This is a genomic window from Burkholderia sp. KL41 (genome assembly GCF_057005415.2).
In genome coordinates this window covers 1719212-1735113 of sequence record NZ_CM174446.1, presented here as the reverse complement: position 1 = coordinate 1735113, position 15902 = coordinate 1719212, and the positions used below count along the sequence as shown (strand labels likewise).

Genomic DNA, 15902 nt, shown 5'->3' with positions numbered 1-15902 from the left:
CGGATGGTGCGACCGTACAAGCACAACCGGCATTGCGGCACGCGGCGCGCGGCACCCTGGTGTCGCGCGCCGGCATTACAAAGAAGACGAAAAGCAAGGCCTACGAGGAAGAACAATGAAATCCAGACTCGACAGATGGATGATGCTGCTCGCCGCCATCGCGGCAGCCAGCACGGCACAGGCACAAACGCGCGTCGGCGGTAACCCGCTCGACTCCCTGCCCCAGATCAACGCGCCGAAAACCGGCCCGAACGTAACCGTGCAGGTCGCGCCCCAGGCGCCGCAACTGCAGGAGTTGCTGTCGCGCCACCTGACACCGACGACATTCCAGGTCGAAGGCGTAAAGTCGGTACCGTTCGAGGAAATCTCGCGTCGCTTCACCCCCCTCGTCGGCAAGGACATCACGATCGGCGATCTGATCGAAACCGCCAACGGCGTGACGAAGCTTTACCAGGAACGCGGTTACGCGCTGTCGTTCGCGTTTGTTCCCGCGCAGACGTTCGAGAACGGCGTCGTGCGCATCACGGTTGTTGAAGGCTATGTGTCGGACGTCAAGGTCACCGGCAAGCCCGGGGCAATGGAATCGAAGATTCGCGCGATCGCAGCGCATATCACCGACGATCGCCCGCTGCGCCGCGCAACGTTCGAGCGCTACGTGAACACGTTCGGCCTCTTGCCCGGCCTCACGGTGAAGGCGAACGTACCACCGCCGCAAACCACCGACGGCGCCACGACGCTCGAACTTGCCGTCGACCGCAAGGCATTCAACGTCAGCACCGGTATCGATTTCAACCACCCGGGCGTACAGGGCCTCATCACCGCGACCGAAAACGGCCTCACGAAGTTCGGCGAGCAGCTGAGCATCTCCGCACTGGCGCCGCCGGGGCGTGACAAGCAGACCTACTTCGCGTTCAGCGGCGCGGTGCCCGTCGGCAGCAGCGGCCTGATCACGCGCCTCGATGCAAGCACCTATCGCGGCAAGCCTACTGACAATCCGGGCCTGCCGTCGTCCGTCCAACGCACCGTCAAGAACGAGAAGCTTGGTCTTTCGGCATCCTATCCGATACTGCTGAACAACCAGCGCAGCCTGCTCGGCACTGTGTCGGGTTATGCCGCACACAACGAAGACCGCTACCAAAGCCAGACCAACGGCAATACCCTCGAAAACCGGTCACAGGTCCGCGTGATGCAATTGCAGCTCGACTACACGAGCGTCGAACCGAAGCAGGTACGAAAACTGAGCGTCAACGTCGCCAAGGCATTCGACATCCTCGGTGCATCGAAATCACAGACTGGCGTGGTTAACGGTGTGGGGGTTACATACGCCGACCCGACGTCGCTGACCTTCGTCCGTACCGGCGCGACCTTCACGCAAACCAACGAATGGCCGTTCCGGATCGGCACGTCAGTCTCGCTGACCGGGCAATACAGCCCTGACTCACTGCCGACGTCCGAGCAGATCTCGTTCGGCTCGACGCGTTACGCGCTCGGCTATCAGCCGGGCGAAGCGTCGGGCGACTCGGGATGGGGGATGTCGCTGGAGGTCAACCGTGGCTTCACGCCGGGCTGGACGTATATGAAGTCTGTAACGCCGTACATCGCCTACGACATGGCGCGTGTGTACTTGCATTCAGGCACGCCGTCGCCCAACCGCATGTCGTCGGTCGGCATCGGTGTGCGTTTCACGGACAGCCGCTTCTACAGCCTCGACCTGAACGTCGCGAAGCCGGTGGGTGACGCGCCAGTCGAAAGCGCATCACGCAGCCCGCGCATCAACGCCGCATTCTCGTATCAGCTCAACTGATCGGTCACCAAACAACCCGCGCCACGCGGGCTGTTTCGATTAGAGCCCCCTCTATCAAACGTGGCGCGCGGTTTCACGTATTCTGGCGAAGCTCGCAACATGCCCGCCCCATGCAGACGGTCGTGCGGGCAAATCGAACACGACATGCAAAACAAGGAGGATGACAATGATTCAACTGACCCGCCCGTTGCGTGCAATCGCCATCACCGGCGCACTGCTCGCTTGCGCCGCCCCCACGTTCGCACAGGCAGACAGCCCCATCGGCATGTGGCAGACGATCGACGACAACACCCATCAGCCGAAGGCACTCGTGCAGATCGCCGAGGACGGCGACGGTGCGCTGACCGGCAAGGTCGTCAAGGGCCTCGGCGCGAACGATACGCCCGATCGCCGCTGCACCGCCTGCACGGACGAGCGCAAGGATCAGCTGATCAAGGGCATGACGATCATCAAGGCGATGAAGAAGGAAGGCGACCACTGGGACGGCGGCAACATTCTCGATCCGGAAAATGGCAAGGTCTACAAGTGCAAGATGACACTTGAAGACGGCGGCCAGAAACTCGTCGTGCGCGGCTATATCGGTGTATCGCTGCTCGGCCGTTCGCAGACCTGGGTTCGCCAACAATAACGCGGCGCGCGCTGAAACGCGCGGCTTTATGAAAAAACCGGCCTGACGATGAATTCGTCAGGCCGGTTTTCTTTTGGTGCGCGCGTCGGCGCAAACAACGCAGTAAACAGCGGACATCAGGCTGCGTGCTTCATCGCATCCGGCGCATAACTGCCCGGTGTGCGACCCACCGGTACCACGCCGCTACGCGCCTCCGCCGCCTTCGATTGCGTATGCTTGCGCATCCGCACCGACAATTCGTTGCACAGGTTCACGCCCGAGTCGCCGTAGAGTTCACGCATCACGCTCATCAGCGTGCCCGTCTCGTGCCAGACCTTGAAGCGGCGATGGCATGTCTGATACGAAGGGTAACGGCGCGGCATCGCCGACCACGTTGCGCCGCTGTAGATGACCCAGAGCACGCCGTTCATCACGGCACGGGTATTGGCCAGCGGCCGACCGCGCAACTCGGTGCGCGGCTGCATTTCGGGCAGAAGCGGCGCGACGCGGCGCCACTCGTGGTCGGTCAGATCGCGATACGGTGTCATGGACATCTCCAGCCTTGGTAACCATGACACAACGATATCGACTCACCTCAACCATGAATATAAGACAAGTCCGAAAATACCCCGAGATCGCCTGAATTTGACCGGAATTGACGTTTGAATACCGCCAATTGCCGGAAATCGCACTCAGGTCAGCGACGTATCGACGATGCGGCGCGGCGTTTCGAGATACTCCTTCGACTGCATCTCGACGATGCGCGAGACCGTACGCGCAAACTCGTTGGCCATCGGACCTTCGACGTACAACTGCTCCGCCGGCACCGCCGCGGACATCAGCAGCTTGACCTTGTGGTCGTACAGCACGTCGATCAGCCACGTGAAGCGGCGCGCCTCGGACGCCATCCGCGGCGACATCTGCGGCACCTCGGACAGCACGATCGCGTGGAACCGGCTCGCGAGTTCGAGATAGTCGTTCTGCGAGCGCGGGCCGCCGCACAGCGTCGCGAAATCGAACCATACGACGCCGTCCGCCTTGCGCAGCGCCTTCAGTTCGCGCTTCTCGATATGCAGGAGCGGGCTTTCATCGGGTACCGCCGCGAGCTTGCCGAACGCATGGCGCAGTTCGCGATCGGCGTCCGCGCCGAGCGGCGTGTGATACATCTTCACCTGCGCGAGCGTGCGCTGGCGATAATCGACGCCCGCGTCGACGTTCAGCACGTCGAGCTTGTCCTTGATCAGCGCAATCGCCGGCAGCATGCGGTCGCGATGCAGACCGTCCGGATACAGGTCGTCGGGATCGTAGTTGGACGTCATCACGAACTGCACGCCGTTGTTGAACAGGCGGTCGAGCAGACGGTACAGGATCATCGCATCGGCAATGTCCGACACGTGGAACTCGTCGAAGCAGATCAGGCGGTAGCGCTTCGCGATACGCCGCGCGAGTTCGTCGAGCGGATCGGCCTGCCCTTTCAGTTCCTCGAGCTCGCGGTGTACTTCGCGCATGAATTCGTGGAAATGCAGGCGCGTCTTGCGCTGCACGGGCACGACCGCGTAGAAGCTGTCCATCAGGAAGCTCTTGCCGCGACCGACGCCGCCCCACATGTAAACGCCGCGCGGGAGGTCGGGATGATTGATGAGCTTCTTGAATGCGTTCGAGCGGCGCGCCTTGTACTCGACCCACTCGTCGAAACATTGCTGCAGGCGATCGACGGCCGCGCGCTGCGCGGGATCGGACTGATAGCCGCGCGTGGTCAGTTCGCGCGTGTAGTATTCGGTGACGTTCATCGGGCAAACCGGAAAAAACGAAGGCGGACGGGAAACCCCGCCCGCCCTCGTCATGAGACGGCTGCGCCGGCCGATGGCCGGCCGGCGCTATACCGCGCTCAGCTGTTCAGCGAGCGCTTGTCGACGGCGAGCGCCGCTTCGCGCATCACTTCCGACATCGACGGGTGCGGATGGCAGATACGGGCGATGTCTTCCGACGCCGCCTTGAATTCCATCGCCACCACGGCTTCCGCGATCAGGTCCGACGCGTTCGCGCCGATCACGTGCACGCCGAGCAGTTCGTCGGTCTTCGCATCCGCGATCATCTTCACGAAACCGTCCGGCGCGTTCATGCCGAGCGCGCGGCCGTTGATCGAGAACGGGAACTTGCCCGACTTGATCTCGCGGCCTTCCGCCTTCAGCTGCTGCTCCGTCTTGCCGACCCATGCGATTTCCGGGTACGTGTAGATCACCCACGGAATGCAGTTGTAGTCGATGTGCGGCTTCTGGCCGTCGATCACTTCCGCGACCAGCACGCCTTCGTCTTCCGCCTTGTGCGCGAGCATCGGGCCGCGCACCACGTCGCCGATCGCGTAGACGTTCGGCACCGCCGTGCGGCAGTGGTCGTCCACGTCGATGAAGCCGCGCTCGTTCGCCTTCAGGCCGATTGCCTCGAGGCCGAGGTTGTCGGTGTTCGGCACGCGGCCGACCGACACGATCAGGCGGTCGGCGTCGAGCGTCTGCGCGTTGCCGTCCTTGTCCGTGTATGCGATCGACACGCCGTCGGCGGTCGCCTTCACTTCGCCGATCTTCACGCCGAGATGGATGTCGAGGCCCTGCTTCTTGAACAGCTTGGCCGCTTCCTTCGCGAGCGCTTCGTCGGCTGCGCCGAGGAATGCCGGCAGCGCTTCGAGCACCGTCACTTCGGCACCCAGGCGACGCCACACCGAGCCGAGCTCGAGGCCGATCACGCCTGCGCCGATCACGGCGAGCTTCTTCGGCACCGAGTCGAACGTCAGCGCACCTTCGTTGTCCGACACGATCTTGTTGTCGACCGGGATGCCCGGCAGGTGACGCGCCTTCGAGCCCGTCGCGATGATCACGTTCTTCGCGGTGACGACTTCGGTTTCACCCTCGCCGCTCACTTCGATCTGCACGCCGGCGTCGGTCTTGCCGGTGAACTTGCCATGGCCCTTCAGCCAGGTGATCTTGTTCTTCTTGAACAGAAACTCGATCCCGCTCGTCATCTTCTCGACGATCGCGTCCTTGCGGCCGAGCATCTTCGCGACGTCGATCTTCACGCCGTCGACCGTGATGCCGTGGTCGGTCAGGTGATGCGACGCGTTTTCGAACTCTTCCGACGACGCCAGCAGCGCCTTCGACGGGATGCAGCCGACGTTCAGGCAGGTGCCGCCGAGCTTCAGCGCGCCGGCCGGGTTCTTCCACTTCTCGATACAGGCAACGGTCTTGCCGAGCTGCGCGGCGCGAATCGCGGCGATGTAACCGCCGGGGCCGGCGCCGATCACGACGACGTCAAATTCCTTGGACATGACAATCCTTTCTACTTGTACGCCTGCACGTTCGCGCGCGGGCGCGAACGTGCAGAACGGGTCGATGCAGTGAGACTCGGCTTACAGGTCGAGCAGCAGGCGTGCCGGATCTTCCAGCGCATCCTTCATCGCGACGAGCGACAGCACGGCTTCGCGGCCGTCGATGATGCGGTGGTCGTACGACAGCGCGAGGTAGTTGATCGGGCGGATCACGATCTGGCCGTTTTCAACGACCGGACGCTCCTTCGTCGCGTGCACGCCGAGGATGGCCGATTGCGGCGGGTTGATGATCGGGGTCGACAGCATCGAGCCGAACACGCCGCCGTTCGAGATCGAGAACGTACCGCCCGTCATTTCCTCGATCGACAGCTTGCCGTCCTTCGCCTTCTGGCCGAATTCGGCGATCTTCTTCTCGATCTCGGCGAGGCTCAGCTGATCCGCGTTGCGCAGGATCGGCACGACGAGGCCGCGCGGCGAGCCGACGGCGATACCGATGTCGAAGTAGCCGTGGTAGACGATGTCGTTACCGTCGATCGACGCGTTCACGAGCGGGAACTTCTTCAGTGCGTGGACAGCGGCCTTCACGAAGAACGACATGAAGCCGAGCTTCACGCCGTGTTCCTTCTCGAACTTGTCCTTGTACTTGTTGCGCAGCTCCATGACCGGAGCCATGTTGACTTCGTTGAACGTCGTCAGGATCGCGTTGGTCTGCTGCGATTCGAGCAGACGCTCGGCGATACGCGCACGCAGACGCGACATCGGCACGCGCTGTTCCGGACGGTCGTTGAGCCACGTCGTCGCCGACGCCGGCACCTTCACTTCCGGCAGCGACGGCTTCGCCGCGGCCTTTGCCGGTGCGGCAGCCGGAGCGGCCTTCGGTGCGCTGCCCGCGGCCAGCGCGTCGCCCTTCGTGACGCGGCCGTCGCGGCCCGAACCTGCGACGTCGCCCGCCGACAGGCCCTTCTCTGCCAGCAGCTTCGATGCGGCCGGCGATGCCGTAGCCGAGCTCGATGCCGTTGCGGTAGCCGGCTGTGCTGCCGGTGCGGCTGCAGCAGGCGCTGCGGCCGGCTTGACTTCGGCCGCGCCCGCAGCAGCTTCGGCTGCACCTGCCTTCGCTTCCGTATCGATCGTAGCGATCAGTTGATCGGCAACGACGGTGTCACCGTCGTTCTGCAGCACTTGCGCGAGCACGCCCGCGGCCGGTGCCGGCACTTCGAGCACGACCTTGTCGGTCTCGAGTTCGATCAGGATTTCGTCCTGCGCGACTGCTTCGCCCGGCTTCTTCTTCCACTGCAGCATGGTGGCTTCCGAAACCGACTCCGAAAGCTGGGGGACTTTGACTTCTACGATAGCCATGTGATTTTCCTGGATGCTTAATCTGGGGTGTGACGAGGTTCGTGCGATTCCTTCGGCCGGTGCGGCGCGCAGCGCGCCCGGCAGGCCAAAGGAGACGGGAAAGCGCGCTGCGCCTTCCCGTTTCGCTTCCGTCGGTTATTTCGCGATCGATGCGCTCTTCAGGCGGCCGAAAGCACCTTCGATGAGGGCCTTCTGCTGCTCGTAGTGCTTCGCGTAGTAGCCAACCGCCGGCGAGGCCGAAGCCGGACGGCCGCTGTATGCCAGCTTCTGCCCTTCCTTCATGCCTTCCTTCAGGTGGTGCTCGACGTAGAACCAGGGGCCCTGGTTCTGCGGCTCGTCCTGCACCCAGACCACTTCAGTCGCGTTCTCGTACTTCTTCATTTCGGCTTCGAACTGCTTGTGCGCGAACGGATACAGCTGCTCGATACGGATGATCGCGACGTCGTTCGCCTTCGCTTCGCGGCGATGTGCGACGAGGTCGTAATACACGCGGCCCGAGCATGCCAGCACGCGCTTGACCTTCTTCGCGTCGATACCGCCGTCGGTTTCGCCCAGCACCGGCTGGAACGAACCCTTCGCGAGCTCCGACAGGTCCGACACGGCTTCCTTGTGGCGCAGCAGCGACTTCGGCGTTGCGACGATCAGCGGCTTGCGGAACAGGCGGATCATCTGGCGACGCAGCAGGTGGAAAATCTGCGCCGGCGTCGTCGGTTGAACGACCTGCATGTTGTGATCGGCACACAGCTGCAGGAAACGCTCGATACGCGTCGACGAGTGTTCCGGACCCTGGCCTTCGTAGCCGTGCGGCAGCAGCATCGTCAGACCCGACACGCGACCCCACTTCACTTCGCCCGACGAGATGAACTGGTCGATCACGACCTGCGCACCGTTGACGAAGTCGCCGAACTGGGCTTCCCACAGCACGAGCGTGTTCGGCTCGGCGGTCGAGTAACCGTATTCGAAGCCCAGCACCGCTTCTTCCGACAGCACCGAGTCGATCACCGTGAACTTCGCCTGACCGTCCGCGATGTTCTGCAGCGGCACGTACGTGCCGTCGTTCCAGCGCTCGCGGTTCTGGTCGTGCAGCACCGCGTGACGGTGCGTGAACGTGCCGCGGCCCGAGTCCTGGCCCGTCAGGCGCACCGAGTAGCCCGATGCGACGAGCGACGCGAACGCGAGATGTTCACCCATGCCCCAGTCGAGCGGCTGGTCGCCACGCGCCATGTTGCGGCGGTCGTTGATCACGCGCTCGACGAGCGGGTGAACCTTGAAGTTTTCCGGGACCGTCGTGATGCGTTCGCCCAGGCGCTTCAGTTCGGCGAGCGGCACGGCCGTGTCGGCTGCATCCGTCCACTTGCGGTTCAGGAACGGAACCCAGTCGACCGCGTACTTGCTCTTGTAGTTCGACAGGACCGGATCGACCGTGTGGTGACCGTCGTCCATCGCCTTGCGGTACGCCTTCACGTAGTTGTCGGCGTCTTCCGCGGTGATCACGCCCTGCTGCACGAGCTTCTCGGCGTACAGCGCACGGGTGCCCGGGTGCTGTGCGATCTTCTTGTACATCAGCGGCTGCGTGACCGCCGGCGTGTCCTGCTCGTTGTGACCCAGCTTGCGGAAGCAGACGATGTCGATCACGACATCCTTGTGGAACTGCATCCGGTAGTCGATCGCGATCTGCGTCGCGAGGATCACGGCTTCCGGATCGTCGCCGTTCACGTGCAGCACCGGCGCCTCGATCATCTTGACGACGTCGGTACAGTACAGCGTCGAGCGCGCGTCGCGCGGGTCGGACGTCGTGAAGCCGATCTGGTTGTTGATGACGATGTGCAGCGTGCCGTGCGTGCCGTAACCGCGCGTCTGCGCGAGGTTCAGCGTTTCCATCACGACGCCCTGGCCAGCGAAGGCCGCGTCGCCGTGGATCTGCACCGGCAGCACTTGCAGGCCGTCTTCGTCGCCGCGACGGTCCATCCGCGCCTTCGCGGAACCTTCGACCACCGGGTTCACGATTTCGAGGTGCGACGGGTTGAACGCGAGCGACAGGTGGACCGGGCCGCCTTCCGTCGACACGTCCGACGAGAAGCCCTTGTGGTACTTCACGTCACCTGCCGGCAGGTCGTCGACGTGCTTGCCTTCGAATTCGGCGAACAGGTCGGCCGGCATCTTGCCCAGCGTGTTGACCAGCACGTTCAGACGGCCGCGGTGCGCCATGCCGATGATGATTTCCTGCACGCCGCGCTTGCCCGCGTGCTGGACGACTTCGTCCATCGCCGCGATGAAGCTTTCGCCGCCTTCGAGCGAGAAGCGCTTCTGGCCGACGTACTTGGTATGCAGGTAACGCTCGAGGCCTTCGGCGGCCGTCAGGCGATTCAGGATGTGCTTCTTCTCGTCTGCCGAGAAGTTCGGCGTCGCGCGGGTCGATTCCAGACGCTCCTGCCACCAGCGCTTCTGTTCCGGGTCGCTGATGTACATGTACTCGGCGCCGATCGTGCCGCAGTACGTGTCACGCAGGCCCTTGACGATGTCGCGCAGCGAAGCCTGGTCGAAACCGAAATACAGGTTGCTTGCGCTGTACGTCTGGTCGAGGTCGCCTTCGGAGAAGTCGTAGAACGCGGGTTCGAGTTCGGGAATGGCGGGACGTTCGCGACGCTTCAGGGGATCGAGATTGGCCCATTGCGAGCCAAGGAAGCGATAAGCGCTGATAAGGGACTGCACGTGCACTTGCTTGCGCGCTGCAGCAAGGTTGGTGCTACTTTCGCGCGGGATGAAGGCATTGGCCTTCGCACGCTCGGCGAACGATTCGACGATCGGGAAATGAGCGACGTCATTGGCATTCGAGCCGTCCGTTGCAGGCACGTTCTGCAGCGCGTCGAAATACTCTCGCCAGTTCTCCGGCACCGATGCCGGATTGTTGAGGTATGCATCGTACAGTTCTTCAACGTACGAAGCATTGCCGCCGAACAGATAGGAGTTCAGCTGAAACTGCTTCATTACATCTGACATTTTACGCTCACCTTTCTTCGAGCTTCTCGAGAAATAGCGGGTTACTCAACCTTCCGCGACACGGCCTGACCGTTTAGCGGATTGCGAATCAAGTCTTGCTTGGAAGGACCTAAAACTTGCGTGCGCGCAGCATATCACAGAACCGATACCGGAGTTCACGGCGAAATGTGCCTGAAAGCACCGCGCGACGGGGTTTTGCCGGATTGCCACGACCCGCGGGAACAGTGTTTTGCAGCGCACCCGGTTGCACATCGTTCAGATGCAAAAAAGGCCACCCGAAGGCGGCCTTTTTCGTCCTGCACGGGAACGATCGACGCTTAGTCGACCGCGCCTTCGCGGCTCGCGCGGCGACGCTCGTGCTCCTTCAGGAAGCGCTTGCGCAGGCGGATCGACTGCGGCGTCACTTCGACGAGCTCGTCGTCGTCGATGAATTCGACCGCGTACTCGAGCGACATCTGGACCGGCGGCACCAGGCGCACGGCTTCGTCGGTGCCCGACGCACGCACGTTGGTCAGCTGCTTGCCCTTGATCGGGTTCACGACGAGGTCGTTGTCACGGCTGTGGATGCCGATGATCATGCCCTCATAGAGCGCATCGCCCGGCTTCACGAACATGCGGCCGCGATCCTGCAGCTTCCACAGTGCGTAGGCCACGGCAGCGCCGTCGTCCTGCGAGATCAACACGCCGTTGCGGCGCTCGAAGACCGAACCGTCCTTGACCGGTGCGTACGAGTCGAAGATGTGGCTCATCAGGCCCGTGCCGCGCGTGAGCGTCAGGAATTCGCTCTGGAAGCCGATCAGGCCACGCGCCGAGATCTTGTACTCCAGACGCGTGCGACCACGGCCGTCCGATGCCATGTCGAGCATCTCGCCCTTGCGGCGGCCGAGCTCTTCCATCACGCCACCCTGGTGCTCGTCCTCGACGTCGACGGTCAGCAGCTCGTACGGCTCGTGACGCACGCCGTCGATTTCCTGCATCACGACGCGCGGACGCGACACGGCCAGCTCATAGCCTTCACGGCGCATGTTCTCGACGAGAATCGTCAGGTGCAGTTCGCCGCGGCCCGACACTTCGAACACCGTTTCGTCGCCGGTGTCCTTCACGCGCAGCGCGACGTTGTGGTTCAGTTCCTTCATCAGGCGGTCGCGGATCTGGCGGCTCGTGACGAACTTGCCTTCGCGGCCGGCGAGCGGCGACGAATTGACGAGGAAGTTCATCGTCAGCGTCGGCTCGTCGACGGTGATCATCGGCAGCGCTTCCGGCGTATCGACCGCGCAGATCGTTGCGCCGATGCCGACGTCTTCAATACCGTTGATCAGCACGATGTCGCCCGCTTCGGCCGATTCGACCTGCACGCGCTCGAGGCCCGTGAACGACAGCACCTGGTTGATCTTGCGGTTCAGCACTTCGCCTTCCGGGCCGAAGCGCATCGCGACCGGCTGGCCCGGCTTGATGCGACCGCGCGTGATGCGGCCGACGCCGATCCGGCCGACGTACGTCGAATAGTCGAGCGACGTGATCTGCAGTTGCAGCGGCGCGTCCGGATCCGCCGGACGGACCGGCACGTGCTCGAGGACTGCCTCGAACAGCGGGCGCATGTCGCCTTCGCGCGCGGCCGGGTCGAGCGACGCGTAGCCGTTCAGGCCCGATGCGTAGACGATCGGAAAATCGAGCTGCTCTTCGGTTGCGCCGAGCTTGTCGAACAGGTCGAACGTCTGGTTGATGACCCAGTCGATCCGCGCACCCGGACGGTCGATCTTGTTGACGATGACGATCGGCTTCAGGCCGAGCGCCAGCGCCTTCTTCGTGACGAAGCGCGTCTGCGGCATCGGGCCCTCGACCGCGTCGACGAGCAGCAGCACCGAGTCGACCATCGACAGCACGCGCTCCACCTCGCCGCCGAAGTCCGCGTGCCCCGGCGTGTCGACGATGTTGATGTGCGTGCCTTCGTACTCGACCGCGCAGTTCTTCGCGAGAATCGTGATCCCGCGCTCTTTTTCGATGTCGTTCGAGTCCATCACCCGCTCCGCAACCTGCTGGTTCTCGCGGAAGGTGCCGGACTGGCGGAGCAGTTGGTCGACGAGCGTGGTCTTGCCGTGGTCGACGTGGGCGATGATGGCGATATTGCGAAGGGCGCGGGTCATAGAAACCTGGAAATCGTTTGAACGCGCAAAAGCGCCCGCTCGTTTTTCACGGGCGCGCGCATTGCAGCTTGGAAAGCCACAAATTATAGCACGTGAGAATGACGGCAACCGACCGGCACGTTGCAACGCAGCAGGCTGGCCGACACACCCTCCCCTCGAACGCGCCAATCCGTCGAAGCCCGTGTTGCCGTCGGACACAAAAACCTTATTGATATGAGGGATTTTTGTGACGCAAAGCGCGCCCCTTGCCGTTCGATTAACATTTGCCGCGGCAAGCAACTGTGCCTATACTGCTGCCTAGTCAACTATTGCAGCTTCAGGGTTTTATGTCGGATTCTTCTACCCCATCCCCCGTTTCGCCGCTGTCCTCGTATCAGATGAACGACAGCGTCGGTTATCTGATGTCGCGCGTGAAGTCGGTGATGACCAACCTCGTCACGCAACGCACGCAGGAAGAGCTCGGCATCACGGGCACGCAGGCGAGCATGCTGTTCATGATCGCGGTCGGCAAGTGCTCGACGGCCGCCGAGCTTGCCCGCGAGTACGGGATCGACGCCAGCGCAGTCACGCGCCTGCTCGACCGGGTCGAAAAACGCGGCCTGCTGTCCCGTGTCCGCAGCATCGAGGATCGACGTGTCGTGCGCCTCGAGCTGACCGACGAAGGCCGTGCGCTCGCCGAACGGCTGCCGCCGATTTTCCGCAGCGTGCTCGACCAGGTGCTGGACGGGTTCACGCCGGAAGAAGTCGGGTTCCTGAAGAGCATGCTGCGCCGCATTCTCAGCAACTATTGCGAGACCGCCGGCGGCAGCATCACGTAATAGTTGCCATAACAATTACTTTTGACAGATTAATGTAAGGAAATCCTTGCAGTGTCCATCATTCATTCCGAGTCAGGGATCAGCGCGATGAAATCCTCCCCGTTGTCCGTGCGCGCCGGGTCGTGCCGCACCGCCGTCGCCGTCGCGGTCGCCGCACTGGCGCTGGCGGGCTGCGCGAACTACATCGGCATCAAGAGCGACAAGCAGATCGCCCCCGCGTCGCAATTCGAATCCGCCCAGAGCCTGCCGGCCCAGGGCGGCCAGTGGCCGGCGCTCGACTGGGCCAGCCAGTTCGGCGATCCGCAACTGCCGAAGCTGATCGACGAAGCCCTGCAGGGCAATCCGTCGATCGCGCAGGCACAGGCGCGCATCGCAAAGGCGTCGTCGTACATCGAATCGTCGCGCTCGAACCTGATGCCCAAGGCGGAAGCCAGCTATTCGTGGACGCGTGAGCTGTATTCGTCGAACGCGCTGTTCCCGCCGCCGTACGGCGGCCAGTGGTACAGCGAGAACAACGCGCTCGCGAGCGCGTCGTGGGAACTCGACCTGTGGGGCAAGAACCGCGAGCGCCTGCACACTGCCGTGTCGCAGGAAAAGGCGGCCGAAGCCGACATGCAGCAGGCACGCATCACGCTCGCGTCGTCGGTCGCACGCACCTACAACTCGCTCGCGCAGCTCTATGCGCTGCGCGATATCGCCCAACGCGAGATCACCAACCGCGAGACGGTCGGCAAGATCACCGACGGCCGCGTGTCGGCCGGCCTCGACACCAACGTCGAACGCCAGACGGCCCGCGGCAATATCGCGACGACCCAGGCTTCGCTGTCCGATCTCGATGGGCAGATCACGACGGTGCGCTACCAGCTCGCGGCACTGCTCGGCAAGGGCCCGGATCGCGGGCTGCAGATCGCGGCGCCCGTGATGAACCCGAGCGGCGAAATCGCACTGCCCGGCAACCTGCCGGCCGATCTCGTCTCGCGCCGCCCCGACATCGTCGCCGCGCGCTGGCAGGTCGAAGCCGCGATGCACGACGTGAAGGAAGCGAAGGCCGAGTTCTACCCCGACGTAAACCTTGCGGCCGGTTTCGGCTTCGATGCGTTCGGCTGGGGCAAATTCCTGAACTTCGCGAGCCGCCAGGCGCAGTTCGGCCCGGCGATCCACCTGCCGATTTTCGACGCCGGCGCGCTGCGCGCGCAGCTCAAGGGCCGCTACGCGGACTTCGACCTGTCGGTGGCGAACTACAACCAGACGCTGATCAGCGCGCTGAACGACGTCGCGACGCAGGTCGCGTCGATCCGCGCAGTCGATCGCCAGATGGGCGATGCGCAACGCGCCCTCGACGCATCGACGCGCGCATACGACCTCGCGGTCATCCGCTACAAGGCCGGCCTGTCCCCGCAGTTGCAGGTGCTGACCGCGGACAGCAACCGCCTCGCATCGGAGCAGACGGTGACCAACCTGAAGATGCGCCGGCGCGACATGCAGCTTGCCCTGATCAAGGCGCTGGGCGGCGGGTTCGACGCGACCGGCACGCCGCTTGCCGCACCCGACGCGGACAAGCCGACAAAACAGGCCGCCAACTGATCCGGCGCCACCACTACGCAGACACTCGAAATAACGGACGGAGAAAATCGCCATGAGCGACCAACAAAACGCCGCCAGCGCGCAGCCGCAGAACAACGGCAAGCGCAAACGGATGATGACGCTGCTCGTCGCGGTCATCGTGATCGCGGCCATCGCGTATGGCCTGTACTACTTCCTCGTCGCCCGCTTCCATGAAGGGACCGACGACGCGTACGTGAACGGCAACGTCGTGCAGATCACGCCGCAGGTCACCGGCACCGTGATCGCGGTGAAGGCCGACGACACGCAGACGGTGAAGGCCGGCGATCCGCTCGTCGTACTCGACCCGGCCGACTCGCAGGTCGCGCTGCAGCAGGCCGAAGCCAATCTCGCGCAGACGGTGCGCCAGGTGCGCGGCCTGTTCGTCAACGACGACCAGTATCGCGCGCAAGTCGCGCTGCGCCAGTCCGACCTGTCGAAGGCCGAGGACGACCTCCGTCGCCGCGTGGCCGTCGCGCAGACGGGCGCCGTGTCGCAGGAAGAAATCTCGCACGCACGCGACGCCGTGCGCGCCGCCCAGGCATCGCTCGACGCCTCGCAGCAGCAACTCGCGTCGAACCGCGCGCTGACCGCGAACACGACGATCGCATCGCATCCGAACGTGATGGCCGCAGCCGCGAAGGTTCGCGACGCGTACCTGGCGAACGCGCGGAACGTGCTGCCCGCACCGGTCACCGGCTATGTCGCGAAGCGCTCGGTGCAGGTCGGCCAGCGCGTGTCGCCGGGCACGCCGCTGATGTCGGTGGTGCCGCTGAACGCGGTGTGGGTCGATGCGAACTTCAAGGAAGTCCAGCTCAAGCACATGCGCATCGGCCAGCCGGTCGAACTGACGGCCGACATCTATGGCTCGTCGGCGGTCTACCACGGCAAGGTGGTCGGCTTCTCGGCAGGTACGGGCTCGGCGTTCTCGCTGCTGCCGGCGCAGAACGCGACGGGTAACTGGATCAAGGTCGTGCAGCGCCTGCCGGTGCGGATCGAACTCGATCCGAAGGATCTCGACAAGCACCCGCTGCGCATCGGCCTGTCGATGCAGGTCGACGTGGACATCAAGGACGAACGCGGCGACCAGCTCGTAAACGCACCGAATACCGTCTACGAGACCAACGTGTTCGCGAAGTACGGCGACGAAGCCGACGCCGAAATCGCCCGCATCGTCGCCGAGAATGCCGGCGGCAACGCACCGGCGCCGGCTGCGACGAAGTCGAACGCCGTCGCGAAGATGATGTAACCG

At 63.6% G+C, this 15902-nt stretch carries 11 protein-coding genes; 5 read left to right on the top strand and 6 right to left on the bottom strand.

The window, feature by feature from the left end; genetic code table 11:
- The first annotated feature begins 115 nt into the window (after positions 1-115).
- Positions 116-1804, top strand: a complete 1689-nt coding sequence (locus PQB87_RS08080) for a ShlB/FhaC/HecB family hemolysin secretion/activation protein (protein ID WP_021162389.1) — start codon at positions 116-118, stop codon at positions 1802-1804.
- Positions 1805-1970: 166 nt separating this feature from the next.
- Positions 1971-2432 (top strand): DUF2147 domain-containing protein, encoded by a 462-nt coding sequence (locus PQB87_RS08075; protein WP_027787677.1) that lies wholly within the window; start codon positions 1971-1973, stop codon positions 2430-2432.
- Positions 2433-2548: 116 nt separating this feature from the next.
- On the opposite strand, the gene PQB87_RS08070 is transcribed toward PQB87_RS08075, so the two are convergent.
- The 6 genes from PQB87_RS08070 to typA all read right to left on the bottom strand — a co-directional run bounded on the left by PQB87_RS08070 (position 2549) and on the right by typA (position 12230).
- Complete coding sequence (locus PQB87_RS08070; RefSeq protein ID WP_060062458.1) at positions 2549-2959, bottom strand: transposase; 411 nt, start codon at positions 2957-2959, stop codon at positions 2549-2551.
- Positions 2960-3103: 144 nt separating this feature from the next.
- The gene (zapE, locus tag PQB87_RS08065; protein WP_027787679.1) at positions 3104-4201 is read right to left on the bottom strand and encodes a cell division protein ZapE; all 1098 of its coding nucleotides are present in this window, start codon (positions 4199-4201) and stop codon (positions 3104-3106) included.
- 98 nt (positions 4202-4299) lie between these two features.
- Positions 4300-5730, bottom strand: a complete 1431-nt coding sequence (gene lpdA, locus PQB87_RS08060; protein ID WP_021162394.1) for a dihydrolipoyl dehydrogenase — start codon at positions 5728-5730, stop codon at positions 4300-4302.
- Between the two features lie 81 nt (positions 5731-5811).
- Positions 5812-7086: a 2-oxoglutarate dehydrogenase complex dihydrolipoyllysine-residue succinyltransferase gene (gene odhB / locus PQB87_RS08055; protein ID WP_042977010.1), complete on the bottom strand. Its 1275-nt coding sequence runs from the start codon at positions 7084-7086 to the stop codon at positions 5812-5814.
- 135 nt (positions 7087-7221) lie between these two features.
- Positions 7222-10086 (bottom strand): 2-oxoglutarate dehydrogenase E1 component, encoded by a 2865-nt coding sequence (locus tag PQB87_RS08050; protein ID WP_027787682.1) that lies wholly within the window; start codon positions 10084-10086, stop codon positions 7222-7224.
- A 317-nt stretch (positions 10087-10403) separates the two neighbouring features.
- Positions 10404-12230: a translational GTPase TypA gene (gene typA / locus PQB87_RS08045; protein ID WP_027787683.1), complete on the bottom strand. Its 1827-nt coding sequence runs from the start codon at positions 12228-12230 to the stop codon at positions 10404-10406.
- A gap of 326 nt (positions 12231-12556) precedes the next feature.
- Here typA and PQB87_RS08040 point away from each other — a divergent pair, with 326 nt between their 5' ends.
- The 3 genes from PQB87_RS08040 (at position 12557) to PQB87_RS08030 (ending at position 15899) form a co-directional block, all read left to right on the top strand.
- Positions 12557-13048, top strand: a complete 492-nt coding sequence (locus tag PQB87_RS08040; RefSeq protein WP_027787684.1) for a MarR family winged helix-turn-helix transcriptional regulator — start codon at positions 12557-12559, stop codon at positions 13046-13048.
- An 87-nt stretch (positions 13049-13135) separates the two neighbouring features.
- A complete protein-coding gene (locus tag PQB87_RS08035; protein WP_059496140.1) occupies positions 13136-14632 on the top strand; it encodes an efflux transporter outer membrane subunit in 1497 nt (498 codons plus the stop codon).
- 52 nt (positions 14633-14684) lie between these two features.
- Positions 14685-15899: an HlyD family secretion protein gene (locus PQB87_RS08030; protein ID WP_059682791.1), complete on the top strand. Its 1215-nt coding sequence runs from the start codon at positions 14685-14687 to the stop codon at positions 15897-15899.
- The last annotated feature ends 3 nt before the right edge of the window (positions 15900-15902 follow it).